This window comes from Streptomyces sp. NBC_01304 (assembly GCF_035975855.1).
GTDB lineage: Bacteria > Actinomycetota > Actinomycetes > Streptomycetales > Streptomycetaceae > Streptomyces.
On record NZ_CP109055.1, the window covers coordinates 8,280,945 to 8,305,122 of the forward strand.

The following is a 24,178-nucleotide window of genomic DNA, read 5'->3' on the forward strand; positions in this document are numbered from 1 at the left end:
CATTGCCCGGCACAGGCATAGCGGGGCGCCGTCGGACGCGTCTCCAGGAGTAGCGGGTCCCGGAAGCAAGGGGCCCTTGAGCAACTGAAGGTGCAGATGGATGCGGAAGGCCAGGAAAGCTTCCGGGAGTTCGTGACAGGCAGATCGAGTGCGCTTCTGAAGACGGCCGTGCTGCTCAGCGGGGGAGACCAGCACGCCGCCGAGGACCTGTTGCAGAACGCACTGATCAAGGCCGCCGGGCGGTGGCGTCGTATCGACGACCCCGAGGCGTACGTACGCCAGATCCTCTACCGGCAGCAGGTCAGCCGATGGCGGCTGAAGTGGCGCAAGCGCGAACTCAGCGTCCCCGAGCTGCCGGAGCGCGACGGCAAGGCGGACGGGACGGGCGCGGTCGAGCTGCGCCTCGTCATGCGCGGCGCCCTCGCCCGGCTCACCGCGCGCCAGCGCACCGTTTTGGTGCTGCGCTACTTCGAGGACCTGCCGGAGGCCGACGTGGCCCGGATCCTCGGCTGCTCGGTGGGGACGGTGCGGTCCACCACGCACCGCTCGCTCGCCAAGCTGCGCGCCCTCGCGCCGGAGCTGTCCGCGCTCGATCCCGGCGCGAACGAACAGCCCGTTTCGTCCCGTGACTTCTCGCCTGTGGAGGTACGACCGTGAACATGGATCAGCTCGTACGCGACGCCCTGCGCGAGCAGGCCGCACAGGCCACGACAGCGCCGCCCGACTTCGCGAACCGTGTGCTCGCGGTCCGGCGCCGCCGCAGGAACAGCACCATCGCCGGTGCCGCCCTGGCCACCGCCGTGGCCGTCGCCGTCGGGGTGGCCGGGCCGGCCATGAACGACGGCAAGGACGAGCCGAAGCTCGCCAGCCAGCTGGACCGGAGCGACATCATCGCCCACCCGGACCAGACGCCGCCGCGCGACCTGATCGCCGCGGGGAGCACCGCGCTGGCCGCGTACTACACCCAGGCCACCGTCAAGGAGACCGCCGACCGGGGTGTCTCCAAGCGCACTTACCACCTGCTGAACCAGAAGACCGGCAAGTACGTGAAGACCACCAAGTGGTCCTTCCTCGACGTCGCCCCCGGCATGCGCACCGCCGCCGTCCTGGAACAGGGCCTGCCCGCCAAGCGCATCGGTCTGCTCAACCTGCTCACCGGCGAGGTCGAGCGCTGGATCCCGGTCGACCGGGGCGTCGCGGGCGTCGAGTTCTCGCCCGACGGCAGCAAGCTGGTCGCGACGACGTACAGCAAGAACCCCGATCTGAGGTTCCGGCAGGACCGCGACGCGGACGGCGACGACAATCCGAACGACTGGATGCCGGATTACCAGAAGTCGGACCGGACCGGCTTCTACGTCATCGACGTCGGCTCCGGCGAGGGCTCCTGGAGCCAGGTCGCGGTCCCGGAGGACGACGAGGGCTTCGGCATCGGGATCAACGTCCGCGAGGACTTCGCCTTCAGCGAGGACGACAAACTGGTCTACTCCCGGGTCGCTTCGAATCCCGGCAGGCAGTACTACGACTTCGAGGGCAACGAGGCCGCCGTGCCGGAGAAGGAGAAGCACCTGAGGTACGTCGAGGCCGGCCTGTCCCCGAACGGCAAGCTCGCGGCGGGCGACTTCGCGGGCGGTGCCAAGACGACGGCCTCCTGGATCAACGACCCGGTCACCGGCAAGCACCTGCACAAGATCCGCGGCCAGCAGCTGCTCGCCTGGGTCGACAACAAGCGGCTCATCGCCTGGGACATCGCGCAGGGCGACAACGAGTTCCACAACGGGCTCGTGCTCGTCACGATCGGCAGCGACAAGACCGTTCCGCTGAGCGGCTCCCGCAAGGGGAACGACGGCGCGGACGGCCGCTGGCAGCCGGTCTTCGCCACACGCTAGGCAGCTGTTCCTGGGAGTCGTTCCAGACAGCCACCAGGCGCCGGACGGCCACCAGGCGCCGGAGGCCGCCGGTCAGGCAGCCGCCAGCCGCTCGTACTCCGCAAGCAGCCCGCGGGCCTCCTCCAGGCCCGCGGGCAGCAGCGGTGCCCGCATCGGACCCGAGGGCCGGCCGAGCGCGGCAAGCAGTGCCTTCGCGGTGACCGCGCCGGGCAGGCCGGACGCCATCATCAGCTCGATCAGGGGCAGGGCGCGGCGCTGCGCCCGGGCGGCCCCGTCCGTGTCGCCCGCGTCGAACGCGTCCAGGATCGAACGCAGTTGGCGCGGGGCGGCGTTGGCGACCGTGCTGACGAACCCCGTGCCGCCCACCGCGTACAGCGGCAGGATGAACTCCTCGCATCCCGCGTAGTACGCCAACTCCGTGCGGGCCAGTACCCGTTGGCTGCCGAGCAGGTCGTACGCGCAGTCCTTGACGCCCGCGATCCGCGGATGGTCCGCCAGCCGCAGCATGGTCTCCGGCTCGATCCGGACGCCGGTGCGGCCCGGGATGTCGTACAGCATCACGGGTACGCCGACCGAGTCGGCGATCGCCCAGAAGTGCGCCTCGACGGCGTCCTGCGGGGGCCGGCTGTAGTAGGGCGGGATCACCAACAGGCCGTCCGCGCCCGCCTTTTCGGCCGCTCGGGCCAGCTCCGTGGTGTGCGCGGTGTCCGCGGTGCCGACGCCCGCCGTGACCTTGGCCCGCCCGGTCACGGCCTCCACCACGGCCCGGACCAGGTCCGCCTTCTCGGCGTCGCTCGTGGTGGGGGACTCGCCGGTGGTGCCCGACAGGACGATGCCGTCGCAGCCCTCGTCCACGAGGCGCTCGGCCAGGCGCTGGGCACCGTCGAGGTCCAGGGCTCCGTCGGCGGCGAAGGGCGTGATCATCGCGCAGACGGCGCGGCCGAAGGGGGCGGGGCGTGCGGGCGTGCCTGAGGTCATGTCTGCAGTGTCGGTGCGAAATCGGTGAAGCTCCACTTAATTCTGCTTCAGGGTATCGGTTAGTAGTGCTACGGATAGCGGGGAGGGTAGTGCAGGCACTAGTGCCAACTCCCGTGGGAATGGGCCACGATGGTGGCAGTCGCAAGGTCCGTCACGTGGACTCATGTGGAGGTCGTCATGAGGCTGGGCAAGGCAGTCGCCACCGGTTACGCCGAGGAAGAGCCGCTCTCGTACGAGGCCCCGGAGCCGGAGAGCGAACCCGCGGCGCGTGATACCGAGGCCGCGGAAGCGATATCCGTCGAGGCCCGGACAGAGGTTCCGGCCACCCGATGAGGCACCGGCTCCCCGAGGAACGACCCAAGGAGCCGCCCACCGGATTCAAGATCGCCCACCCGATGCTGTCCCAGGACGGCACCCGCGCGGGCTTCACCGGCGTCTCGCTCGGCGCCGCGCTGCCGTACGGCGTGCTCGACGAGGCCCGCTGCGTCTACGGCCGCAGGCACCGGGCCCCGCACCGGCGCTGCGACTGCGGCTTCCACTGTGTGCATGAGCGCGCGGAGGCGGAGGGGTTGCTGTGCACGGCCGAGCACCGCAAGGCCGTACTGCTCGAAGTGGCGGTCCTCGGCGCCTACATCCGCTTCGAGCGGGGCTTCCGGTACGCCCGTCAGCGCGTGCGTTCCGTCACCGTCGGGCCGTGCGCGTGCGGCGCGACGGCGGTGGTCCTCGCCGATGCGGGGTGGGGCCGGGCGGGCTGGCGGGCGCTGGAGGCGGCGTGCGTGGGGTGTGCGGTGGGGCGCGTGCCTGACGGCATTGCTTCGTTGACGGCGGTGGGGCTGCCCCGGTTCGGACAGCTGGGCGGCGAGGGGGTGCGGGTCGGGGCCGCGGCCGGTGCCGGGCCGATGGAGCCGGCCGGGACCGAGGACATGGGTGTGCCCGAGCTGCGGGCCGAGGCGGCGCTGCTGCAGGCCAGACTCGACTGGTTCCAGGGGCAGTTGGCGCGACTGACAGGAAGGGAGGGGCGATAGGGGCGGGCCAGGGGAAGCCTTGAGGGGCAGCTTGCGGTGTTTTGTCGTCTGGCATGATCAGGGCGGGCGCGGCAGGGCCAAGAGTGAGAGGCACTGCTGCAATGAGCAAGGAACAGAGGGTCGCCCTGGTCACCGGGTCCTCGTCGGGCATCGGGGCCGCAGTGGCCCGACGGCTGGCGGCCGCGGGAGTGCGGGTGGTGGTCAACTCCGCCAACTCCGTGGAAGCGGGCGAGAAGCTGGCCGCCGACCTGCCGGACGCGGTCTACGTCCGGGCGAACGTGGCGGACGAGGCCGACGCCAAGCGGCTGGTGCAGGCTGCCGTGGACACGTACGGGCGGCTCGACATCCTCGTCAACAACGCCGGGATCACGCGGTTCATCGACCACGGCGACTTCGAGGCGGCGAGCCCCGAGGTGTGGCGGGAGATCAACGAGGTCAATGTCATCGCGGCCTGGCAGACCACGGTCGCCGCGATCGAGCACCTGAAGGCGGACGGCGGCGGCAGCGTCGTCAACGTGTCCTCGCAGGCGGGCATCTACGCCAACGGCAGCTCCATCCCGTACGCCGTCAGCAAGGCCGCGCTCAACCACATGACGCGGCTGCTCGCCAAGCAGCTCGGCCCGGTCGGCGTCCGGGTCAACGCGGTGGCGCCCGGACTGATCGACACCCCCTGGTACAACGGCCTCGAAGGCATGGACAAGGCGATGGAGGAGGTCGCCGAGCGGCTGCCGATGCGCCGGGTCGGCACGGCGGAGGACATCGCGGAGGCGGTCTGCGATCTCGCCAACGCCTCGTACATCACGGGCGAGGTGCTGCTCGTGGACGGCGGTGGGCACCTGCTGTGACGGGTGCGCGCGTGCCTGCCTGCTGTGTGACGGCTGCGTGCGCCTGCCTGCTGTGTGTGACGGGTGCGCGCGTGCCCGGCCGCTGTCTGCAGCCGGTGCTCGCGTGCCCGCCGTCGGCTTCGGCGGGCACGCGCTCAGGCGTCAAGCAGGCGTCTGCCACTGCTGGTTGGCGCCGCCGTGGCAGGCGTAAAGGACGAGGCGGGTGCCGTCCGTGCTGTTGCCGTCCGCGGCGTCCAGGCACTTCCCCGTCGCCGGGTTGACCAGGGCGCTGCCGTCGCGCTGCCACTTCTGGGCGGCGGCGCCCGAGCAGGTGCGCAGCTGGATGTCCGTGCCGCTCACCGTCAGGCACTTGAACAGGGCGCGTACGGTTCCGTCGCCGGCCCGCACCCAGTTCTGGTGGTTCCCGCCGGAGCAGCCCCACAGCACGATCGGGGTGCCGTCCGCGGAGCCGCCGCCGCTCACGTCGGCGCACTTGCCGCCGATGCCCGTGATCGAACCGGAGGAGGAGTTGCCGATGCCGTCCTCGTGCGTGCTGTAGCCGCCGGACGAAGTGACCTTGGCGGAGGTGGTGCAGGTGGAGCTGGTGGAGGTGGAGGTGATCGAGGCGGTCACACTCGCGCCGGCCGTGGAGACGCCGGTCGGGACGTCGAAGCGGGCCTTGGAGTAGGGCTCGTCCAGGCAGGTCGCGGCGTTGTTGTTCCAGTCGAAGTACTCGACCCAGTCGACCATTCCGGACGCCGAGATCCGGGAACCGGCGCCGGTCTGCAGGGAGCCGAGGACGAAGGAGGAGCCGGTGGTGGTGTCGGTGATGGTCGCCTTGTACCAGCCGTCGCCGTCCGGGGAGAGGCGGTAGCGGTAGCCGTGCCCGGCGGCGAAGGCCTGGTGGTAGCGGCAGGTGTAGCCGGTGCCGCCCTCCTCGAAGGGCTGGCAGTAGGTGCCGCCGGAGCCCGGCCGGGCGGCCGTGGCGTCCCAGAGGGAGAAGAGGAACATGCCGGTGCCGGTGCGCCAGCGCTGCATGCCGACGTAGCCGCCGACGCTGTTGGTGAAGCCGAACTGGTGGGCCCAGTAGACGTTGCCGCGTCCGGGGTCGCTCTGGACGGTGGTGCCGAAGGTGGCCTCGGTGAGCGCCGAAGTGCCGGAGGGAAAGCCGTAGTTGGTGTAGGTGCCGGGGGTCTGGCCCGCGGCCTGTGCGGGGGAGGTGAGGCCGAGGGTGGCGCAGAGGGCAAGGGCGGCCGCCACGGCCAGGGTTCTGAGTCTGCTGAGGGGGTGGTGCATGTGTGCCTCCATCGTCGGACCGGGACGAGCGGACGAGCAGTACATGGACCTTTCCTGTCACTCAGCGTGCGGGCGCCCGTACCGGAACGGCATGGATTCTCGGCACGGCTTGATGGACTCTTGGCGCATGAAGCCCCAGCACACGCAGCCGGATCCGCACCCGCACCCGTACACGCGCTATGTGGCCATCGGCGACAGCCAGACCGAGGGCATCGGTGACGGCGATGAGGTGAACGGCTATCGGGGCTGGGCCGACCGGCTCGCGGAGCTGCTCGCTGCCGCCAACCCCGGTCTGACCTACGCCAATCTGGCCGTACGCGGGCGGCTCGCGGCGCAGGTGAAGGAGGGGCAACTGGCCCCGGCCCTCGCGCTGAAGCCGGATGTCGCCACGGTCGTGGCCGGGATGAACGACCTCATCCGGCCCGGCGCCGACCCGGCGAGGATCGCTGCCGACGTCGAGGAGATGTGCGCCGAACTCGCCGCGTCCGGCGCCCGCGTGGCCACCGTCACCTACCCCGACCTGGGCCTGATCGCCCCGGCGGCCAGGCGCCTGGTGCCTCGCGTGGTCGACTTCAACGCCCGGATCAGGGACATGGCGGAGCGGCACGGCATCGCGCTGGTCGACACGTTCCCGCATGTCTCCACCACCGACGCGCGGGTGTGGAGCAGCGACCGGCTGCACGCCAGTCCGTACGGGCACGCCCTCATCGCGTCCGCCATGGCCGACGCTCTCGGCCTGCCCGGGCACGCGGACTGGGCGAAGCCGTTGCCGCCGCTCGCGCCGGTGCCGACGTGGCGGGCCGGGGTCACCGAGGTGCGCTGGGTCGCCGGCTTCATGGGGCCCTGGATCTGGCGCCGGATCAGGGGCCGTTCGTCCGGTGACGGCCGCAGCGCGAAGCGGCCCGAGCTGGGGCCTGTCACGCCAGTGGGGCCCGGCGCCTGAAGCGCCGGACCCCTGAGCCGCGTAACGACAGTGGCTACGGCTCGAAGCGCAGCACCTGCGGGTCGTGGTCGCTGTTCTGGTCCGCGAACTCGGCGTTGATGTGCACGCTGTCGTAGGCGAAGTCGTCGATCGAAGGGCTCGTCAGGATCTGGTCCAGGACCTGCGAGTTGCCCTGGAAGACGTACGAGTAACGCTCCGGCCTGGGCAGCGACTTGACCGCCGCGCGCAGGGCGCCGCCGTCGGTGAGCGCCTTGGTCGTCGCCGAGAACTCGAAGTCGTTGATGTCACCGAGGACCACGACGTCCGCGCTCTTCTGGACCTTGAGGATGCCCTTCACGAAGGCGTTCACGGCCTGCGCCTGCAGCAGCCGCTTGGCCTCGGAGGAGCGGGTCGGCGGCTGGTGGTGCGAGACGAGGGACTCGTCGCCGCCCTTCGAGCCGAAGTGGTTGGCGATCACGAAGACCTTGCGGCCCCGGAAGGTGAACTCGCCCGCGAGAGGCTTGCGGCTGTCCGCCCAGGCGGCGTTGGCCGGGTCGATGCGGCCGGGCGAGTGGGTGAGCGCCGCGCGTCCCTGGGCACGTACGACACCGGTCGCCGTGGTCGCGTCGCCGGGGGCGCGGTCGTTGAAGGAGACGCGCTCGGGGTTGAAGAGGAAGACCTGGCGGATGTTGCCGCCGGGCTCGCCGCCGTCCTTGTTGTTCTCCGGGTCGACCGTCCGCCACTCGTAGCTCGGGCCGCCCGCCGCCGCGATCGCGTCGGTGAACTTCTTCAGGGTCTCGCCGGCGGCGACCGTGCCGTCGTTCGTGGCGCCGTTGTTGTCCTGGATCTCCTCCAGGGCGACGACGTCGGGGCTCGCGAGGTTCGTGACCACGGCGGCCGCCAGCGCGTCGAACTTCGCCTGCGGGTCCTTCGGGTCGAGGTTCTCGACGTTGTACGTCGCCACCGCGAGCTCGTCCCGGTCCTGCTTGCGGGTCTTCTCGGGGGCCAGGCCCTTGTCGGTGAGCGTGCCGAGGGTGCGGGCGGCGAGGGTGTAGCCGCCGAACTGGTTGAAGTCCAGGGGCCCTTCGGTCGGACCCGACAGGACATCGCCGACGTCGGCCTTCGGGAAGGGCTGCTCGGCGATCGGCGTCAGCGACTGGATCTGCAGGCGCCCGGTGTTCTGCGCGGTGTAGGAGTTGTAGAGCGTGCCGCCCCGGCGGGTGGGGTGCTCGCCCGGCTTCACCGTGACCCACAGCTCGGAGTAGGGGTCGGTGGCGCCGACCACGCGGGAGGTGCCGATGCGGACGTTCATGCCCTCCAGGGACTCGTAGAAGTCCAGGGCGTACGCCGACGGGTTCAGCGGCAGCTTGTTGACGCTGCCCCCGTCGGCCGGGTCGCCCGCGGACGTGTACGCGGCGGGCACGGACTTGGCGTCGATCACGGCCGACTTGGGCAGGGCGTTGCCCGACGACTCGACCGTCACGGTCGGCTTGCTGATCTGGGTGATCGACTGGTTGCCGGAGTTGGTGCCGCCCGGGACGTACTCGCCGACCGTGCCGGTGACCCGTACCGCATCGCCCGTCTTGACCGTGGGCGCGGTGGAGGTGAAGACGAAGACGCCCTCGCTGGTCGCGGGGTTGTCGTCGGCCGCGGCGTCGGCGGACTGGATCCAGAAGCCGCGCGAGCCGTAGGTGCGTACGCCCGTCACGATGCCCGACACATCGCTGACCTGCTGGCCGGCGAGCGGCGACAGGCGGGTGCTGCCCTGGATGTCATGGATGCCGACCTCGGCGGCCGAGGCGGAGCCGGCCGAGGTGGCGGCGAGCAGCCCCGCGGCGAGGGCGGTGGTGACGACGGTCGCGACAGCGGCAGAGCGAGGGACGCGGGGAGCTATTCGGGGTGGCATCGAGCACTCCGGGAGGTGAGTGAGGGTGAAAGGAGGTGGTGGTGCGGTGCGGTTCCACGTGGTGCGGTGCGGTTCTACGCGCGTCAATCTCTTGCTTGAGCAGGGGAGTTGTCAAGGGTCGGTCGGTGTACGCCGTCTGACGGGTACATGAACCGGGCCGTGTGGGGTGAAATCCGTCTACGCTGGGCGGTCTCGGGGAGGTGGGGTGCACTTCCGCGTCGTTCGGTGCGTGCTCTCGGCGTGCCGGCCGGAGGCCCTCGTGCTGGAGTACTTGGGTCTTCGGTCGGTGCGGCGAGAGCACGTGCCGGGCGGCGTGGGAGTGTGCCCCACTTCCCCGAGACCGCCCAGGCCCCGCCCGACCCCGAGTTTCGCCGAGGAGAACCCAGCAGATGTCCTCAGAACGCTCCACCCTGCCGCCGGTGCGGCTGCCTTCCGAGGCGGAGCTGGCGCGGGACGCGCTCGCCAGCCCGCTGCTCGCCCGCGCCGTGCGGCTCGCCCGCTGGGCGGGCCCGGACACCCGGGTCGGCGCGGGCGGCGAACTAGTCGACGAGCAGCTGCCGGCCGCGGCCGAACTGCTCGGTTTCGGCCCGGACTCCGAGGAGCACGAGGACGGACCCGCGTACGCCGGCGAGGCGTGGCGGGTCGCGGTCGACACCGGTCTGGTGGAGATCGTCGACGGCGAATCCGCGGAATCCGCAGAAGGTGCGGATGAGGAGGACGCCGAGGGCACGGTCAGCCAGGGCGAGGAGCTCGCGCTGATCACGGCGGGCAGCCCCGAGGACGTCCTCGACATCTGGCTCGGCGCCCTCGACACCGTGCTCGCCGACGCGAGCGTGCCCGACCTCGGCGACCTGGTCGACGCCATCCAGGAGGGCGGCGAGCTCGACCTCGACGCGCTCGGCTGGGACCCGGAGGCCGAGGCCGACTTCCTGGAGGGCGTGCTCGGCAACCTCTATCTGCTCAGCGTCAGCGAGGGCGGCGCGGGCGACGAGCCGGTGCCGCTGCCCGCGCTCGCCGCGTCGATGATCATGCCCGACGACATGGGGGAGCCCACCGACGACGTCCTGGAGCAGGTGTCGGACGCGATGATGCGGCTCGACGACCAGTTCCGGATCCTTGAGCCGGTGGGGCTCGTCGAGTTCAAGCCGGTCGACGAGGAGCTGATGGCCGAGGCGGGGGAGGAACCGGCGCCCCCGGTCGACGACGAGGACATCACGCGGTACGGCATGGTGCGGCTGACCCCGCTCGGGCTCTACGGCATCCGGGCGCGGATGCTGGAGGCCGGGCTCGACGCGCCGGCGGTGGGCGACCTCGCGGAGAAGGGCGCCGATGTCCTGCTCGACGCGACCGCGGAGTTCCCGCAGCCTGCCGCGCAGGCCGAGACCGAGTTGTGGCTGACTCGTCGTGAACCCCTGGCTGCCGCACGGGAGTTGCTGTCCGCCGCACGGGGCTCGGACGAGGCTGCGCCGTTGCGTCGGCTGCGGTGTCAGCAGGCGCTGTCCCTGGTCGGCTCCGACGCCGAGCCCGCGCTGCGGGAGGTGCTCGACGATGCCGAGCTGGGCGGGCTTGCCCGGGTGTGGCTCGCCGAGCAGGGGGCCTCGGACGTGCCGCCGCCCGATGAGGCGATGGTGTACTGGCTGACCGTCGACACGATTGCGGCGCAGCTGGCGGTGGAGGGCAATTCGGACGAGCTCCAAGGGTTGGTCGAGGGCTTGTCGCAGCAGAACGCCGGGTTCTTCGAGGCTGCGTGGCGGGTCGAACATCCGGCCACGGCCGAGGTGTTGGAGGCGATGGGGCGGCTGCACCCCGACAAGAAGGTCGCCAAGGAGGCGCGTAAGGCCGCGTTCAAGGCCCGGTCCCGGCAGGGCTGAACAAGGTTGGCCGGAGCCCTCGCAGGCTCCGGCCAACCTTCATGTGCGGATCACGCTCAGCGAGCGCAGCGTCTCAGCACTCATACCTCGTCGTGTGCTTGAACGACGACGTGGACCCGTCGAAGCCGTAAGTACCCCGGTAGGCCGGCGGGTTCTGGTACTCGCCCACGATCGTGATCGTGTTGGCGCAGGACCCCTGCCCGGCCCGCTTCGCGTCCAGGCGGATCGTCTCGCCGACGAAGCCACCGGTGATGTCCCACGGAGCGCCGCAGATACCGGCCGTGATCCGGCCGCCCGTCACCACGTGCGGGTAGGTGTTCGGGTTGTACTTCACCTCGATGGTGAAGGTCGTCGCGCCGTTGTGCAGCGTCAGCTTGGAGTCCGCTGACACCGACTGGTCGGTGATGTCCAACTGCTGCGTGGCGAACGCCTCGTCACGCGTCTTGACCTCGGCGCCCTGGGGGTTGTGGAAGCGGTGCTCGGCGCGGGTCTGACCCTTCTGCTTACGTGCCTGAGTGGTCATGGTGCCTCCTTCCTGGGTTACTCGCGTCAGGCCAGCTGCTCGGAGATCTCGACGCGCAGCAGCGAGCGGACGTTCTCGATGTGGTTGCCCACGGTCACGACCGAGGAGCCCGCGAAGAGCAGACCGAGCGCGACATTGTCCTGCGAGGTGATCAGCGAACCGGAGTCGCCGCCCGCGGAGATGTTCGTGGTGAGGATCTGGTCCTTGAACCGGGCCGTCCCCGCCGTGCCGTAGTTGACGTCGATGGTCGCGTCGACCGCGATGATCCGGCCGAAGCTGATGTTGGTGGTCCGGCCGGTCTTCTTCACCAGGTCGCCGACCGCCACATTGGCCTTGCGCCGCCAGGCGCGCGGCGCGCCGCTGAAGTACTGCTCACGCGTGGCGTCCTGGAAGTCGACGGACGCGAGGGCCGCGTCCACCACGTTGTTCTGCCGCTCGAGCGGAATCTGCGGCGCGAACTGGATCGTGATGAACCTCTCCAGCGTGCCGATCCGGTCGCCCGGGTCCTGCCCGCCGTCGAACACACCGGGCTGCACGATCGAGCTGCCCAGCTGCGCCCGGTTGGAGTCGGCGAGCACGTGGTTGTTGGAGAGGATGTAGAACTTCGACGGCACGCCGAGGCCGGAGCCCGGCGGGTCGACGGTGGCGCCCGGCAGGAAGTCGTACACCACGCTGCCGAGGGTGCCCGCGGTCACGCGTACGTTGCCCACCGAGAAGCCGGAGGGGCACGGACGCATCTTGCGCTTGAGGAGCTGCGGCTCGAACGCGCCGAGCCCGCCCAGCTCTTCGAGCAGCGGCTGCGACAGCTGCGCGAGCTGCTCGGCCACACTGCCATCGGGCTTGTAGGAGCTCTCCTGCTCGGAGCCGGACCTGGCGCCCGGCATCCGCTTGCCCTGGGAGCGCTGGGCCGCGACATGGCCGACCGCGACCACGTCGGTGGGGGTGCCGTCGTCCATCTGGCGCGGGACGACATCCCGCTCCGGAAGCATGGACTCGGGAACCTTCTGGGTCACGAAGACCAGTACGGCCTGTTCACCCGTGGGCCGGCCTTCGACCCACTTCACGCCTTGGCCGAAGCCGACCACGTTCGCGAGCGGCTGCTGGGGCCGCAGGAAGTCGGACATCGCCTGCTGGCGGGAGCTGTCGGTCAGCTGACCGCCGGTGGGACCTCGCATCAGTTCGGGCTGGCTCGTCACGCCAGACCACCTCTTCCCCTACTGCTTGAAGCGCGGGGGTTTCCGCTGAACTCGCAATTCCGGGTGGTTATGTGTCCGGTCGGGCGTTGCGGTTATTTCTCGCCCTGGGCATCGACATGGCCGATCGCGAGCACGCGAACCGGCACGCCTTCGAGTTCCTCGGGAACCACGTCTTCGCTCCGGAGTCGGACACGGGGCACTTTTCGGGTCACGAAAACGATGACTACGTCCTCGCCCGAGTGCTCGTCCTTCCCGGTGCCGACACCGGTTACGTTGGCCAGCTTCATCAGCCGGCCCTCATGGAGGGCGCGTGCCTCATGTGCTTCCACAGGGCTCGCCTCCGCGGTATTTCCGGTGTAGCCCCTGTCTATTGCCGCCCGCAGGGTAGGTCAAGGCATTCTGCACTAAATCTTCGTTTTATAGAGGATCCACGCCTGTTGACCTTATTTACGAAGATTCTTCATGGGGCGGCTGAGGGGCTTTGAGGGTCAAGTACGCAGATGCGAAGCACCGTTGAGGTCGAGCACAGCGCCCGAGGACCACTCCGCCTGCGGCGAAGCCAGCCACAGCACCGCCGCCGCGATCTCGTCCGCGCCCGCCACCCGCCCGAACGGCGACTGCGCCCGGATCGCCGCGCCCTCCGCCCCGCTCAGCCGATGAGCGACCCGCTCGGTGTCGAAGAACCCCGGCGCGACGGACGCGACCCCGATCCCGTACGGCGCGAGCGAGACCGCGAGGGACTGCCCCAGCGCGTGCACCGCCGCCTTCGTCGCCCCGTACGCCGGGTGGTCCGGCTCCCCGCGGAAGGCGCCGCGCGAGCCGATGTTGACGATGCGGCCGCCCGTGCCCTGCTCGATCATGCGGCGCCCCGCGAGATGGCTGAGATTCGCCGTGGCGAGGAGATTGACCGAGACGTGCTGCTGCCAAAGCGCCGCCCACTCCTCGTACGGTGTCTCGGGCAGCGGGTGCTTGATGTTCACGGCCGCGTTGTTGACCAGTACGTCGATGCCGCCGAGCCCCGCCGCGGCCGCGTCGGCGACCTGCCGGGCGCCGGCCGGGTCCGACAGATCCCCGCCGACCAGCACATGCCCGTCCCCGGTCAGGGACGCCAGGGTCTCCTCCGCGTCCTCGCGGCGCGAGCCGAAGTGCACGGCGACCCGGTCCCCGTTCGCGGCGAAGGCCTGCGCGACCGCGCGCCCGAGCCCGCGCGAGGCGCCGGAGACGAGAACACGGCGGCCGGAGGCGGCAAGAGGGTGGCGGACGGGCGGGGGAGTCGGCACTGTCATGGAAGCAAGCCCCTTGATGTCGTACGTCGTTCAGGTTCCGTTCGTACGCGAGCGGGACCGTATGGCCGCACCGCACCGCAGTCGACGCGCTCTTTTGGCCACTCAGGAGAAACGATGCCGCTCACTCGCAGGGACTTTGCCAGACGATCCGCGCTCACCGGCGCGGGGGTCGCCCTGATCGGTACGGCCGGCGTGCTCGCCACCACCGACGGAGCCCTCGCCGCCGAAGACCCGGCGGCCCCGGAGGACGCTCCCGAAGGCAGCCACGCGGGCCCCGGCTACGGGCCGCTCGTCCCGGACCCGGCCGGCATTCTCGCGCTGCCCGCCGGATTCACGTACAAGATCATCACGTACAGCGGGAAGACCAAGCTGGAGTCCGGCGAGTTCACGCCCTCCAACCACGACGGCACCGCGACCTTCGAGGGCGCCCGCGGGGTGACCCTGCTGGTCAACAACCACGAGCTCAAGGGCCCCCGCGCCAACTGGAAGTACCCCGTCCCGCTCACCGAGGGCCTCGTCTACGACCCGGCCGCGTCCGGTGGTTGCACGGTCGTCGAGGTGCGGCGCGGCGGCGAGGTCGCCGAGTGGGTCGGCATCGCGGGCACGTCGACCAACTGCGCGGGCGGGCGCACCCGTTGGGGCACCTGGCTGACCTGCGAGGAGAACTCCGACCGGGCCGGCAAGAACGGCATGACCAAGGACCACGGCTATGTCTTCGAGGTCGACCCGCACGACCGCCGCGCCAACCGGGACCCCAAGCCCCTGAAGTTCTTCGGGCGTTACGACCACGAGGCCGTCGTCGTCGACCCCAAGCGCGGCCACGCCTACCTCACCGAGGACGCCTCGGGGCCCAACGGCCTGCTCTACCGCTGGGTCCCGCCGAAGGGCTTCGAGCACGGCCGAGGCCAGTACCGCAAGCTCGCCGATGACGCGGGCGTGCTGCAGGCGCCGCAGTGCTTCGACTCGGGCGGCCGCTACGTCGACGACCTCTCGCGCGCCACGAAGATCGGCACGGTGTACGGCGTGGACTGGGTGGACGTGCCCGACCGCGACGCCAAGACCGTGGACGTACGCAAGCAGTTCAAGCCCGGCGAGGTCACCGGCGCCCGCAAGCTCGAGGGCATGTGGTGGGCGGACGGCGGCGCGTACGTCGTCTCCTCGTACGCCCGCGCCGAGAGCCCCGGCACCCCGCACGACGGCCAGGTCTGGTTCTACGACCCGCGCCGCCGGACCCTCACCCTGAAGGTCCTCCTCGGCGTGAACCCCGACCCGTCGAAGGACGGCGCCTTCGACGGCCCCGACAACATCACCGTCTCCCCGTTCGGCGGCCTGATCCTGGCCGAGGACGGCGAGGGCGTCTCGCACCTCTTCGGGGCGACGGAGCGCGGCCGCACGTACCCGATCGCACGCAACGACCTGAACATCGGCACCCCGGAGAAGCCCGAGTTCAGCGAGTTCACGGGCGTCGTGTTCTCGCCCGACGGGAAAACGCTGTACGCCAACATCCAGCAGCCGGGGATCATGCTCGCGATCACCGGGCCCTGGAAGAGGCAGCGGTAGTACGCAGTACGCGGTACTTGTCGGGCGCGGCCGCCGGGGGAAAAACCCTTGGCGGCCGCGCCTGTTGGTCTTCTAAAGTCATGGACGTGTCCAGGTGCGAAGGCAGGACCTACTTCCACTCCTAATGGGGAGGTCGCGGGTTCGATTCCCGCCGCCGGTACTCGTGCCGGTGTAGCTCAGTGGCTAGAGCACCTAATGTCGGTTCCGCCGGCCTTGACCTCTGGACGCCACAACTTCATGCATTTCTTGCACCTCCCGGTGCGCTCGGCAAGCGGCTACTTCCTTTCAAGAAATCACGCCGTCGCCAATTTGATCTCGGGAGGCTCAGCTTGGGGGTGCCCGGTGCGCAGGCAGCGGTTACTTCATTTGATCGAAGGGTTGCGGGTTCGAGTCCCGTCATCCGGCCACGGGCCGGTGTAGCTCAATCGGTAGAGCATTCGGAAAAGTCCGTCGCCGACTTTGATCTCGGGCACCCCCATGCCGAAAGCCTCCCCTGTCTCTCATCGGCTCAATGAATTCGGGGGAATTCTCATGGCACGCTTCAACACCAAGTTCCGTACGATCAAGGGTCGTTCGCGGATCACGTCGACCGGCACAACGCTCCGCACTTTCGAGGGCGGCCGCGGTGTCGAGCGTGACGCACGTTCCGAGCTCTTCCTGCTGGCGGTCGCCAACTTCGTCTCGCAGAAGACCTTCTACGAGTCGGGCGAGACCCGCGACGACCGCTTCGCGACGCTCGTGCGCGAGCTCGCCGTCGAGGACCCCGAGTGGACCGCGGGCCTGCTCGGCTGGCTGCGCGGCGACGGGAACATGCGGACGGCCTCGCTGGTCGGTGCCGCCGAGTACGTAAAGGCGCGCCTGGACGCGGGAGTTGACGCAGGACCCAGCAACCGCCAGGTCATCGCCTCCGTGCTGCAGCGCCCGGACGAGCCCGGCGAGCTGCTCGGCTACTGGACGTCGACGTACGGCCGGAGCGTGCCCAAGCCCGTCAAGCGCGGCATCGCGGACGCGGTCCGTCGCCTCTACCACGGCAAGTCCCTGCTCAAGTACGACACGGCCTCCAAGGGCTACCGCTTCGGCGACATCCTCAACCTGGTGCACGCCGCGCCCGACCCGGACAAGCCGTGGCAGGGCGAGCTCTTCCAGTACGCCCTCGACCGTCGGCACAACCCGGACACGGCCGTGCCGCCCGCGTCGAACCGTGTGCTCACCGCGCACCGCGAGCTGATGGCGGTGCCGGTCGAGGAGCGCCGCGCGATCGTGACCGCTCCCGACGGGGCGGCGCGGCTCGCCGAGGCGGGGATGACCTGGGAGGCCCTGGCGGGCTGGCTGCAGGGGCCGATGGACAAGGCGGCGTGGGAGGCCGTGATTCCGAGCATGGGGGCGATGGCGCTCGTACGGAATCTGCGGAACTTCGACGAGGCCGGTGTCTCGGACGCGGTGGCGGCGCAGGTCGCGACCAAGATCTCGGATCCGGAGCAGGTCGTACGTTCCCGGCAGTTCCCGTTCCGCTACCTGGCCGCGTACCAGCACGCGCCCTCGCTGCGCTGGGCGTACCCGCTGGAGCAGGCGCTCGGCCACTCGCTGGCCAATGTGCCCGAGCTGCCGGGGCGGACGCTGATCCTGGTGGACCGGTCGGGCTCGATGTTCTTCTCGCGGGTCTCGGAGCGGTCCGAGCTCACCCGGGCGGACGCGGCCGCGGTCTTCGGGGCGGCGGTGGCGATGCGGGCGGAGCGTGCCGAGCTGGTGCAGTTCGGATCGACCAGCTCGTCGGTGACCTGCCGCAAGGGCGAGTCGGTGCTCAAGGTGCTGACGCGCTTCGGCGACCTCGGCGGCACCAACACCACGGAGGCGGTGCGCCGCTTCTACGACAAGCACGACCGGGTGCTGATCGTCACCGACGAGCAGTACGCGCCGAGCACCTACGGGGACCCGACCCAGCAGGTGCCTGCGGACGTCCCGGTCTACACCTGGAACCTGGCCGGATACCGGGCGGGTCACGGGGAGTCCGGGAAGCCCAACAGGCATGTCTTCGGGGGGCTTTCGGATGCGGCGTTCCGGATGGTTCCGCTCCTGGAGAGCGGTCGGAATGCCGACTGGCCCTGGGTCCGTTGAGTTGAGCGGTTGAGCAAGTGGGGCAGGGGTGCCCGTCGTCCACGGGGGTGGCGGCGGGCGCCCCTCCTTGCTGTCCGTGGTGTCAGATCGCCAGCGTGCGGATCAGCTTGCCGCGCCGGAAGTCCCGTGATTCCACGGTGAGTTTGCCGTCCGCGGAGACCAGGACGCGCAGGCCCTGGGACTCCGCGCCGGAGAGCGCCTTCTCGCCGCCGTTGCCGTCGGGGCCGAACATGGTCTGGATGAAGCCGGTGTTGACCACCGTGAAGCCGGCCGGGTCGCCACCGGCGACGATCTTCTTGGCGGCCCAGTCGGCGCGGCCCAGGTCCCAGTGGGTGTGGCCGGAGAAGAAGACCACGTTCTTGTGCTGCCCGAGGATGGTGAGCAGCTCGGTCTCGTCGACGAAGTCCTGGTCGTAGAAGCGGGCCTTGTCCGCGCCGGTGCTGCCGGAGACGGAGCCGGGCAGCACGTGATGGCTGAAGACCAGGACGTACGGTTTGTCGGCGTGCGACTTCAACGTGCTGTCCAGCCAGCTCAGTTGGGAGGCGCCGAGGGTCACGAAGGGCGGGTTCGTGCCGTTCACGGCGGGGGCCGTCGTGCCGATGAAGAGCAGCGGCAGACCCGCGGCCGTCGTCTGCGAGTACACCTCGGGCATGCCCGTGTACCGCAGGAACCGGTCGACCTGGGTGTCGAACGGGTCGGAGTTGTACTGCTCGTGGTTGCCGAGCGCGGCAAGCACCCGCTCCGGGTGAGCGTGGTCGGCGAGGGTGCCGTACAGGTCCTCGTACTGCTGCTGCGTGCCCTGCGCCACCAGGTCACCGGCGATGACGAGCGCCTGCGAGGTGCCGAGCGAGGCGAGGTTGTCGAGCGCCTTGCCGAGGTCGCCGAGGTCGCCCTGGACGTCGCTGATCACGTCGAGGGTCGCGGCCGGCGCGGCGGGCTTCGGGCGGGCCGCGGCCTGGGCGGCGGTGAGGCCGGCGAGCGGGACGGTTGCCAGGGCGAGTCCTGAGGCGGTGAGGAAGGTTCGGCGGCTGGTTCCGTTGCTGATCCTACGGGTGGGGGGAGTCATGGGGCGCAAGGTAACTCCCGCTGGGTGACGGGTCCTTGGACTTCGCGTGGCCGGTTGTTGGACTGTCGGAGATTGCTCCCTGAACGAAGGCCCGGTGAACGGGCGTACGTTGCCGGGGTCGCCTCACCGCAGCGCCGCCCGCACCCCCGCCAGGTCCGCGTCCGACGCCAACCCCGCGTGGTAGAGCCGTAGTTCGCTCGCGCCAAGCTCCGCCGCCCGGGCCGCGTCCTTCGCCAGCGTGGCCGGGCTGCCGCCCATCCCGCTCACCACCGTGAGGTTGGCCGCGATCACCTTGCCTTCCACGCCCTCGGCGGCGAAGGGGGCGAGGAGGCCGGGGGAACCCGTGCAGGGCACGACCACACCGTCCGCCAGGGACAGCACATGCCCCGGCACGACCCCGGCGTTCGCCCCGCAGTGGTGGGCCACCGGGTCCGCGTGCAGCAGCACCTGGAAGCCCTCCGGTGCGGCGGCGCGTACGGCCGCGACCGCCGCGGCCTGCAGGGTCTGGGCGGTGCGGACGCGGAACTCCAGGGTGGCGGCGGCCAGTTCCTCGCCCAGAAGCTTCTCGACGGGCGAGTCCGGCGGGACCGCGCCCTGCCACAGCGGCTCCAGCGCGCGGCGCACGGACGACGCCAGGTCGGCGGGGTCGAGTCCAAGGGACGTATATCCGTCCGCGCAAGCCCCGCAGAAGCACAGCGACATCAGGTACTGGCCCGCGTCGCCGAGCCCCACCCCGCCGATCTTGTCGTGGGCGTGCAGATGGGCCAGGCCGTACCAGCCGCAGGACTCCAGCTCGACGCCCCGCGCCCCCGGCCGGGCGCCCGCCTCCGCCGCCAGCGCGACCAGGTACGCGCGCGTGGCGGCCTGTGCGATGCAGGGGGCCCAGGGGTAGCGGTCGCCGTACGCGTTGACCACGGAGGTGGCCGGATGGTCGGCGCCCATACGGGAGTTGTGGGCGAGGACGACCCACGAGTGGACTTCGAGCCCGGCCTCGACAAGCGTCTCGGCCGCCTCGCCGAAGGTGTCACCCGGGGCCCAGTCCCCAGCCGCGTAAGGCCGCAGTTCCTGGCCCTCCCAACCCTTGCCCGGCGGGTAGAGGACCGAGGCGTGCCCGGCCGTGACGATGCGGTGGCGGGGGTGGCGCGGGGTCAGGGCGCGCGTGGAGTGGTAGGCGGAGGCGAGGGTGACCTGCTGGACGCCGAGGGCGGCGATGCGGGCCGGGGCGGCCGGGTCGCCGACGACGTCCCAGGGGTAGAGGAAGGCGGACGTCTTCACGCTGACTCGCCCTCCGTCAGCAGGGTCCGGCCGTGCTCGACGAGTTCGGCGAGCTGTTTGATCTGGTCGGGGCCCGGCTCGTGCAGCGGCGGCCGCACCTCGCCCACGTCCAGACCGGTGAGGCGGACCCCGGCCTTGACCAGGGCGACCGCGAAGCCGCGGCCCTGGTTGCGCAGTTCGACGAACGGCCGGTAGAAGCCGTCGAGCAGACGGTTCACCGTGGCGTCGTCGCCTTCGCCGAGCGCCCGGTAGAAGGCGAGGGCGATGTCCGGGGCGAAGCAGAAGACCGCCGATGAGTACAGCGTCACGCCGATCCCGCGATAGGCGAGGCCGGTCAGTTCGGCGGTGGGCAGGCCGTTGAAGTAGAGGAAGTCCTCGATCCCGGCCGCGCGCACGGCGCTCACCGTGCGCTGCACCAGGTCGAGGTCGCCGAGCCCGTCCTTGAAGCCGATGATCCGCGGGTGCCGGGCCAGTTCGACGACCGTCTCGGGGGTGAAGACGGCGTTGTCGCGCTGGTAGACGATGACGTCGAGCGCGGTGGCGTCGGCGAGCGCGGTGTAGTGCCGGCGCAGCCCTTCCTGCCCCGCGACCACCAGATAGGGCGGCATCGCGAGCAGCCCGTCGGCGCCCGCCTCTTCGGCGAGTTTCGCGTACGTGATGGCCAGCGCGGTGCCGTAGCCGGCGCCCGCGACGACCGGGACCCGGCCCGCCGCCTCCTCGACCGCCGCCGCGACGCACGCCCGGAACTCCTCGGGCGTCACGGCGTGGAACTCGCCGGTGCCGCAGACGGCGAACACCGCGGCGCCGCCGGCCTCGATCCCCGCGCGCACGTGCGCGCGATAGACGTCGAGGTCGAGCGAGCCGCCCGGTCCGTACGCGGTCACGGGGAAGAACAGCGGTCCGCTGGGGACGCTGAGTCGGGCGGCGAGCGGGGCTGGCGTCACGGGCTCTCCCTGGCAGCGAGCAAAGAGGTACACGTTTCTGATCCGCGTCCATATTTCTGAACAACTCTGGACGCGTTCACGCTAAGGCGGCCCGCGGCCGCAGGTCAAGCGACCGTTCGCCCAACTCACCGGCGGAGTACGGCGTTCCGCAGGACACTTGACCGGGTGCGGCGGCGCTCTCTAGCTTGTCCACGCATGTGAATAGCGGCCACGAATACGGCCGGACCCAGGCTTGAGGAGACCCTGCCCATGCCCGCACCCCGCACCGTCCTGCTCACCGGCGCCGCAGGCGGCCTCGGCACCCTGATGCGGGGGCTGCTGCCGGCCTACGGCTACGACCTGCGGCTGTTCGACGTCACGCCCATCGAGGGCGAGCCCGACGCGATCGCCGCCGACCTCGCGGACAAGGAGGCGCTGCGCGAGGCGGTGCGCGGCGTCGACGCGATCATCCACCTCGCGGGCATCTCCCTGGAAGCCCCGTTCGAGAAGATCCTCAAGGCGAACGTCGAGGGGACGTACAACCTGTACGAGGCCGTACGCGAGGAGGGCGCGGAGCGCGAAGGAGGCGCCCCGCGCATCGTCTTCGCGTCCTCGAACCACGCGGTCGGCTACACCCCGCGCCCGCGCCCCGAGGCCGGCGACCCGCTGATCCCCATCGACGTCCCGCACCGGCCGGACACGTTCTACGGCCTGTCCAAGTCCTTCGGCGAGGACCTGGCCCAGCTCTACTGGGACAAGTTCGCCCAGGAGACGGTCTCCGTCCGCATCGGCTCCTGCTTCATGGAGCCCACCTCCGTACGGATGCTCTCGGTCTGGATGAGCCCCGGCGACGGCGCCCGCCTCTTCCACGCCGCGCTCACCGCCCCGGACGTCGGGCACACCGTCGTCTACGGCTCCTCCGCCAACACCCGCCTGTGGTGGGACCTTTCGACCGCCCGCTCCCTCGGCTACGCACCGCAGGACGACTCCGAGCAGTACGCGGAGAAGCTCATCGCCGAACTGGGCCCCCTGGACGACGCCAACCCGGACCACGCCCACCTGGGCGGCCACTTCTGCACGAACCCGCCGATGTGGCCCTACTAGGCGCGCTGCCCAGTCCTCTTTCCGCCCGGCCCGGGTAATTCGGTTTCCGTCCCGGCCGGGGCTCCGTACGCTCCGGCCCATGCCCCGACCTCACGGCTTCACCTACGACGAGCACGCCGACGGCTCCGTCACCATCACCCACCAGGGCCGCGCGGCGGGGACGCTGCGGGGCGCCCGGGCGGCGAAGTTCCTCGCGGAAGCGGCTTCGGGGGACCAGCAGCTGGTGATGGCGCGCTGGACGGGGGCGTACAAGCACGGGAACGAGCGGGTGGCTCGGCGGCATCCGCGGAATCAGGGCTGAGGGGAAGGGGTGCAAATGGTGCATTCCTGGACCGTGCTCAACTCGGCTCGCAGGTAAGGGAACGGTAAAGCGGGGGTCGTGCGTTACTAGGGGCATGACAGCTATGACCCCCGGCTCGAACATCCCCCTCCCCGTCGCGCGCGTGGCGGTGGACGTCGCCGCTCCGGTGCGGCTCGACGTTTCGGGCCTGCTGCTCACCGCCGATGGCAAGGTGCGCTCCGACGACGACTTCATCTTCTACAACCAGCCGCAGGGACCCGGCGTGACCTACCGCTCCGGCGGGGGTACGGCGCCGGACGCGATCACGGTGGACACCGCGGCCGTGCCCGCCGGCATCGAGAAGATCGTGGTCACCGCCAGCCCGGACGCGGCCGGGCAGACCTTCCAGGGCATCGAGCCCACGGCCACGATTCGTAACGCGGACGACGGCAGCGTGCTCGCCACCTTCACGCCGCCGCAGCTGGGCACCGAGACGGCCCTGGTGGTCGTCGAGATCTATCTGCGCAACGGCGCGTGGAAGGCGCGTGCCGTCGGTCAGGGGTACGCCAACGGCCTGGCCGGGATCGCCACCGACTTCGGCGTCTCGGTCGACGAGCCCGAGGCTCCCGCAGCCCCGGCCCCTGCTCCGGTGGCCCCGCCCGTGCAGGCCCCGCCGGTGCAGGCTCCGCCCGCCCCTGCGGCCCCCCAGGCGGACCCGCGCTCGCTCGCCCAGACCCCGCCGCCGCCCGGCTATGCCCAGACCCCGCCGCCCGGCTATGCGCAGACCCCGCCGCCCCCCGCCCCGCCGGCCCCCGCGGCCGGTCCGGCCCAACCGGGCGGGAAGGTCAACCTGGACAAGGGCCGGGTCAGCCTGCAGAAGAACCAGACGGTGTCCCTGGTTAAGGGCGGCCAACCGCTGCTCTCCCAGGTCAAGATGGGCCTCGGCTGGGAGCCCGCGTTCCGCGGCAAGGACATCGACCTGGACGCCTCGGTCATCGCGTACGGCCCGAACCGCAATCACATCGACAGCTGCTACTTCGGCAAGCTCTCGATCGTGAACGGCGCGATCAAGCACTCCGGCGACAACCTCACGGGCGAGGGCGGCGGTGACGACGAGGTGATCGTGGTCGACCTCGGCCGGCTTCCGCAGGAGGTCAGCGGGCTCGTCTTCACGGTCAACTCGTTCTCGGGGCAGAAGTTCAACGAGGTCGCGAAGGCGTACTGCCGCCTGATCGACGCCGCGACGAACGAGGAGCTCGTCCGCTTCGACCTCACCAACGCCGAGCCGCAGACCGGCGTGATGATGGCCAAGCTCATCAGGCAGTTCAGCGGTGAGTGGGAGATGACCGCGATCGGCGACTTCGTGAAGTCGCGGACCGTGCGCGGCATGGTCAAGCCGGCGGCGCAGGCGCTGTAGGCACGGCCGACGACACGGCTGGTCAAGGGCGGCTTCCGCGTACACGCGGGGGTCGCCCTCAGTCATGTCTGCCCGGGTCAGGCCTGACCGAGCAGCCCGTCCACATCCGTGACCGCGCCCAGCGCTCCGCGCAGCGCCCCGATGCTCATGGCGTGCAGCTCGGCCCGCGAGAACGTGTCGTTCGCCAGCCACTCCACGCACAGCGAGCGGACGAACACCAGCCAGCTCGTCAGCGCCGCCGACACCGTCTCCCTCGCCCTGCCGCGCAGCCCGGTCGCCTCCAGCGTGCGGCGGCGCAGCTCGGACAGCTCGTCGTTGATGATCGCCTGGATCACCGGGTCGCCCGCGAGCACCCGGTTCGCGGCGAGCACCGTGTTCCGGTTCGCGGCGAAGTAGTCGAAGTGGACGTCGAGTCCGGCGGCGAGCTGGTCGAGCAGGGAACCCGACGCGTCGATCCGCGTATCGGCGAGGAGTTGGGCGGAGGCCTGCTCGTAGACCGCCGCGAACAGGACGCCCTTGTTGGGGAAGTAGCGGTAGAGCAGGGCCCGTGAGATGCCGGCCCGCTCGGCGACGTCCTCCATCCGCACGTCCTGGTACGGCTTCGCCGCGAACAGCCGGGATCCGACGTCGAGCAGTTCGTTGCGGCGCTCGGCGGGGTCGAGTCTGCGGCGAGGTCCGGCGGCAGGCGTGGTCACCCCCCAACACTACTTGACGCGTGTCTACTA

At 70.7% G+C, this 24,178-nt stretch carries 23 protein-coding genes; 12 read left to right on the top strand and 11 right to left on the bottom strand.

Going from position 1 to position 24,178, the window contains the following annotated elements:
• The first annotated feature begins 96 nt into the window (after window positions 1-96).
• Both OG430_RS36810 and OG430_RS36815 read left to right on the top strand, forming a co-directional pair.
• Complete coding sequence (locus OG430_RS36810) at window positions 97-657, top strand: SigE family RNA polymerase sigma factor (protein WP_327356986.1); 561 nt, start codon at window positions 97-99, stop codon at window positions 655-657.
• Entirely contained in the window at window positions 654-1,886 is a 1,233-nt protein-coding gene (locus tag OG430_RS36815; RefSeq protein WP_327356987.1) for a WD40 repeat domain-containing protein, read from the top strand. Before OG430_RS36810 ends, OG430_RS36815 begins: the two co-directional genes overlap by 4 nt.
• Window positions 1,887-1,958: 72 nt before the next feature.
• On the opposite strand, the gene dapA is transcribed toward OG430_RS36815, so the two are convergent.
• Entirely contained in the window at window positions 1,959-2,864 is a 906-nt protein-coding gene (dapA, locus tag OG430_RS36820) for a 4-hydroxy-tetrahydrodipicolinate synthase (RefSeq protein ID WP_327356988.1), read from the bottom strand.
• A 177-nt stretch (window positions 2,865-3,041) separates the two neighbouring features.
• On the opposite strand from dapA, the gene OG430_RS36825 reads away from it, so the two are divergent.
• The 3 genes from OG430_RS36825 (at window position 3,042) to OG430_RS36835 (ending at window position 4,734) form a co-directional block, all read left to right on the top strand.
• On the top strand, window positions 3,042-3,197 hold the full coding sequence (locus OG430_RS36825; protein WP_327356989.1) for a hypothetical protein: 156 nt from the start codon (window positions 3,042-3,044) through the stop codon (window positions 3,195-3,197).
• Window positions 3,194-3,889, top strand: coding sequence for a hypothetical protein (locus OG430_RS36830; protein ID WP_327356990.1), 696 nt, complete (start codon window positions 3,194-3,196; stop codon window positions 3,887-3,889). Before OG430_RS36825 ends, OG430_RS36830 begins: the two co-directional genes overlap by 4 nt.
• A gap of 101 nt (window positions 3,890-3,990) precedes the next feature.
• Complete coding sequence (locus tag OG430_RS36835; protein ID WP_327356991.1) at window positions 3,991-4,734, top strand: SDR family NAD(P)-dependent oxidoreductase; 744 nt, start codon at window positions 3,991-3,993, stop codon at window positions 4,732-4,734.
• 141 nt (window positions 4,735-4,875) lie between these two features.
• Here OG430_RS36835 and OG430_RS36840 read toward each other — a convergent pair whose 3' ends face one another.
• Window positions 4,876-6,009, bottom strand: a complete 1,134-nt coding sequence (locus OG430_RS36840) for a ricin-type beta-trefoil lectin domain protein (RefSeq protein ID WP_327356992.1) — start codon at window positions 6,007-6,009, stop codon at window positions 4,876-4,878.
• Between the two features lie 127 nt (window positions 6,010-6,136).
• Between OG430_RS36840 and OG430_RS36845 the strand changes: the two genes are divergently transcribed.
• Window positions 6,137-6,952 carry an SGNH/GDSL hydrolase family protein gene (locus OG430_RS36845; RefSeq protein ID WP_327356993.1) on the top strand — a complete coding sequence of 272 codons (816 nt, stop codon included), beginning with the start codon at window positions 6,137-6,139 and terminating at the stop codon, window positions 6,950-6,952.
• 34 nt (window positions 6,953-6,986) lie between these two features.
• On the opposite strand, the gene OG430_RS36850 is transcribed toward OG430_RS36845, so the two are convergent.
• Entirely contained in the window at window positions 6,987-8,837 is a 1,851-nt protein-coding gene (locus OG430_RS36850) for an endonuclease/exonuclease/phosphatase family protein (RefSeq protein ID WP_327356994.1), read from the bottom strand.
• A 389-nt stretch (window positions 8,838-9,226) separates the two neighbouring features.
• Between OG430_RS36850 and OG430_RS36855 the strand changes: the two genes are divergently transcribed.
• A complete protein-coding gene (locus tag OG430_RS36855; RefSeq protein ID WP_327356995.1) occupies window positions 9,227-10,708 on the top strand; it encodes a hypothetical protein in 1,482 nt (493 codons plus the stop codon).
• A 73-nt stretch (window positions 10,709-10,781) separates the two neighbouring features.
• Here the strand turns inward: OG430_RS36855 and OG430_RS36860 are convergent, their stop codons facing one another.
• The 4 genes from OG430_RS36860 to OG430_RS36875 form a co-directional block, all read right to left on the bottom strand.
• Window positions 10,782-11,231 (bottom strand): hypothetical protein, encoded by a 450-nt coding sequence (locus OG430_RS36860; protein WP_327356996.1) that lies wholly within the window; start codon window positions 11,229-11,231, stop codon window positions 10,782-10,784.
• A gap of 26 nt (window positions 11,232-11,257) precedes the next feature.
• Window positions 11,258-12,406, bottom strand: coding sequence for a hypothetical protein (locus tag OG430_RS36865; RefSeq protein ID WP_442816756.1), 1,149 nt, complete (start codon window positions 12,404-12,406; stop codon window positions 11,258-11,260).
• 113 nt (window positions 12,407-12,519) lie between these two features.
• Window positions 12,520-12,714 (bottom strand): hypothetical protein, encoded by a 195-nt coding sequence (locus tag OG430_RS36870; RefSeq protein ID WP_327356998.1) that lies wholly within the window; start codon window positions 12,712-12,714, stop codon window positions 12,520-12,522.
• A gap of 201 nt (window positions 12,715-12,915) precedes the next feature.
• Window positions 12,916-13,713, bottom strand: coding sequence for an SDR family NAD(P)-dependent oxidoreductase (locus OG430_RS36875; RefSeq protein WP_327356999.1), 798 nt, complete (start codon window positions 13,711-13,713; stop codon window positions 12,916-12,918).
• 114 nt (window positions 13,714-13,827) lie between these two features.
• Here OG430_RS36875 and OG430_RS36880 point away from each other — a divergent pair, with 114 nt between their 5' ends.
• The gene (locus OG430_RS36880) at window positions 13,828-15,273 is read left to right on the top strand and encodes an alkaline phosphatase PhoX (protein ID WP_327357000.1); all 1,446 of its coding nucleotides are present in this window, start codon (window positions 13,828-13,830) and stop codon (window positions 15,271-15,273) included.
• Window positions 15,274-15,804: 531 nt separating this feature from the next.
• Complete coding sequence (locus tag OG430_RS36885; protein WP_327357001.1) at window positions 15,805-17,388, top strand: TROVE domain-containing protein; 1,584 nt, start codon at window positions 15,805-15,807, stop codon at window positions 17,386-17,388.
• Between the two features lie 82 nt (window positions 17,389-17,470).
• Here OG430_RS36885 and OG430_RS36890 read toward each other — a convergent pair whose 3' ends face one another.
• The 3 genes from OG430_RS36890 to OG430_RS36900 form a co-directional block, all read right to left on the bottom strand.
• Window positions 17,471-18,454 carry a DUF4073 domain-containing protein gene (locus tag OG430_RS36890; protein WP_327357002.1) on the bottom strand — a complete coding sequence of 328 codons (984 nt, stop codon included), beginning with the start codon at window positions 18,452-18,454 and terminating at the stop codon, window positions 17,471-17,473.
• Window positions 18,455-18,577: 123 nt separating this feature from the next.
• Entirely contained in the window at window positions 18,578-19,729 is a 1,152-nt protein-coding gene (locus tag OG430_RS36895; protein WP_327357003.1) for a hypothetical protein, read from the bottom strand.
• The gene (locus OG430_RS36900) at window positions 19,726-20,673 is read right to left on the bottom strand and encodes a 5-dehydro-4-deoxyglucarate dehydratase (RefSeq protein ID WP_327357004.1); all 948 of its coding nucleotides are present in this window, start codon (window positions 20,671-20,673) and stop codon (window positions 19,726-19,728) included. Before OG430_RS36900 ends, OG430_RS36895 begins: the two co-directional genes overlap by 4 nt.
• Window positions 20,674-20,922: 249 nt before the next feature.
• Here OG430_RS36900 and OG430_RS36905 point away from each other — a divergent pair, with 249 nt between their 5' ends.
• The 3 genes from OG430_RS36905 (at window position 20,923) to OG430_RS36915 (ending at window position 23,453) form a co-directional block, all read left to right on the top strand.
• Window positions 20,923-21,756: an NAD-dependent epimerase/dehydratase family protein gene (locus OG430_RS36905; RefSeq protein WP_327357005.1), complete on the top strand. Its 834-nt coding sequence runs from the start codon at window positions 20,923-20,925 to the stop codon at window positions 21,754-21,756.
• A 79-nt stretch (window positions 21,757-21,835) separates the two neighbouring features.
• Complete coding sequence (locus OG430_RS36910; protein WP_327357006.1) at window positions 21,836-22,057, top strand: hypothetical protein; 222 nt, start codon at window positions 21,836-21,838, stop codon at window positions 22,055-22,057.
• Between the two features lie 103 nt (window positions 22,058-22,160).
• Entirely contained in the window at window positions 22,161-23,453 is a 1,293-nt protein-coding gene (locus OG430_RS36915) for a TerD family protein (protein ID WP_327359386.1), read from the top strand.
• A gap of 77 nt (window positions 23,454-23,530) precedes the next feature.
• Here the strand turns inward: OG430_RS36915 and OG430_RS36920 are convergent, their stop codons facing one another.
• On the bottom strand, window positions 23,531-24,148 hold the full coding sequence (locus OG430_RS36920) for a TetR/AcrR family transcriptional regulator (RefSeq protein ID WP_327357007.1): 618 nt from the start codon (window positions 24,146-24,148) through the stop codon (window positions 23,531-23,533).
• Window positions 24,149-24,178 lie beyond the last annotated feature (30 nt).

Excerpts from the sequence above, each read along its gene's own strand:
- OG430_RS36865 (WP_442816756.1), bottom strand. The coding sequence starts at position 12,406 with ATGCGAGGTCCCACCGGCGGTCAGCTGACCGACAGCTCCCGCCAGCAG.
- OG430_RS36835 (WP_327356991.1), top strand. The coding sequence starts at position 3,991 with ATGAGCAAGGAACAGAGGGTCGCCCTGGTCACCGGGTCCTCGTCGGGC.
- OG430_RS36890 (WP_327357002.1), bottom strand. The coding sequence starts at position 18,454 with ATGACTCCCCCCACCCGTAGGATCAGCAACGGAACCAGCCGCCGAACC.
- OG430_RS36855 (WP_327356995.1), top strand. The coding sequence starts at position 9,227 with ATGTCCTCAGAACGCTCCACCCTGCCGCCGGTGCGGCTGCCTTCCGAG.
- OG430_RS36875 (WP_327356999.1), bottom strand. The coding sequence starts at position 13,713 with ATGACAGTGCCGACTCCCCCGCCCGTCCGCCACCCTCTTGCCGCCTCC.
- OG430_RS36905 (WP_327357005.1), top strand. The coding sequence starts at position 20,923 with ATGCCCGCACCCCGCACCGTCCTGCTCACCGGCGCCGCAGGCGGCCTC.
- OG430_RS36860 (WP_327356996.1), bottom strand. The coding sequence starts at position 11,231 with ATGACCACTCAGGCACGTAAGCAGAAGGGTCAGACCCGCGCCGAGCAC.
- OG430_RS36840 (WP_327356992.1), bottom strand. The coding sequence starts at position 6,009 with ATGCACCACCCCCTCAGCAGACTCAGAACCCTGGCCGTGGCGGCCGCC.
- OG430_RS36910 (WP_327357006.1), top strand. The coding sequence starts at position 21,836 with ATGCCCCGACCTCACGGCTTCACCTACGACGAGCACGCCGACGGCTCC.
- dapA (WP_327356988.1), bottom strand. The coding sequence starts at position 2,864 with ATGACCTCAGGCACGCCCGCACGCCCCGCCCCCTTCGGCCGCGCCGTC.
- OG430_RS36830 (WP_327356990.1), top strand. The coding sequence starts at position 3,194 with ATGAGGCACCGGCTCCCCGAGGAACGACCCAAGGAGCCGCCCACCGGA.
- OG430_RS36915 (WP_327359386.1), top strand. The coding sequence starts at position 22,161 with ATGACCCCCGGCTCGAACATCCCCCTCCCCGTCGCGCGCGTGGCGGTG.
- OG430_RS36825 (WP_327356989.1), top strand. The coding sequence starts at position 3,042 with ATGAGGCTGGGCAAGGCAGTCGCCACCGGTTACGCCGAGGAAGAGCCG.
- OG430_RS36885 (WP_327357001.1), top strand. The coding sequence starts at position 15,805 with ATGGCACGCTTCAACACCAAGTTCCGTACGATCAAGGGTCGTTCGCGG.
- OG430_RS36870 (WP_327356998.1), bottom strand. The coding sequence starts at position 12,714 with ATGAAGCTGGCCAACGTAACCGGTGTCGGCACCGGGAAGGACGAGCAC.
- OG430_RS36810 (WP_327356986.1), top strand. The coding sequence starts at position 97 with ATGGATGCGGAAGGCCAGGAAAGCTTCCGGGAGTTCGTGACAGGCAGA.
- OG430_RS36850 (WP_327356994.1), bottom strand. The coding sequence starts at position 8,837 with ATGCCACCCCGAATAGCTCCCCGCGTCCCTCGCTCTGCCGCTGTCGCG.
- OG430_RS36845 (WP_327356993.1), top strand. The coding sequence starts at position 6,137 with ATGAAGCCCCAGCACACGCAGCCGGATCCGCACCCGCACCCGTACACG.
- OG430_RS36880 (WP_327357000.1), top strand. The coding sequence starts at position 13,828 with ATGCCGCTCACTCGCAGGGACTTTGCCAGACGATCCGCGCTCACCGGC.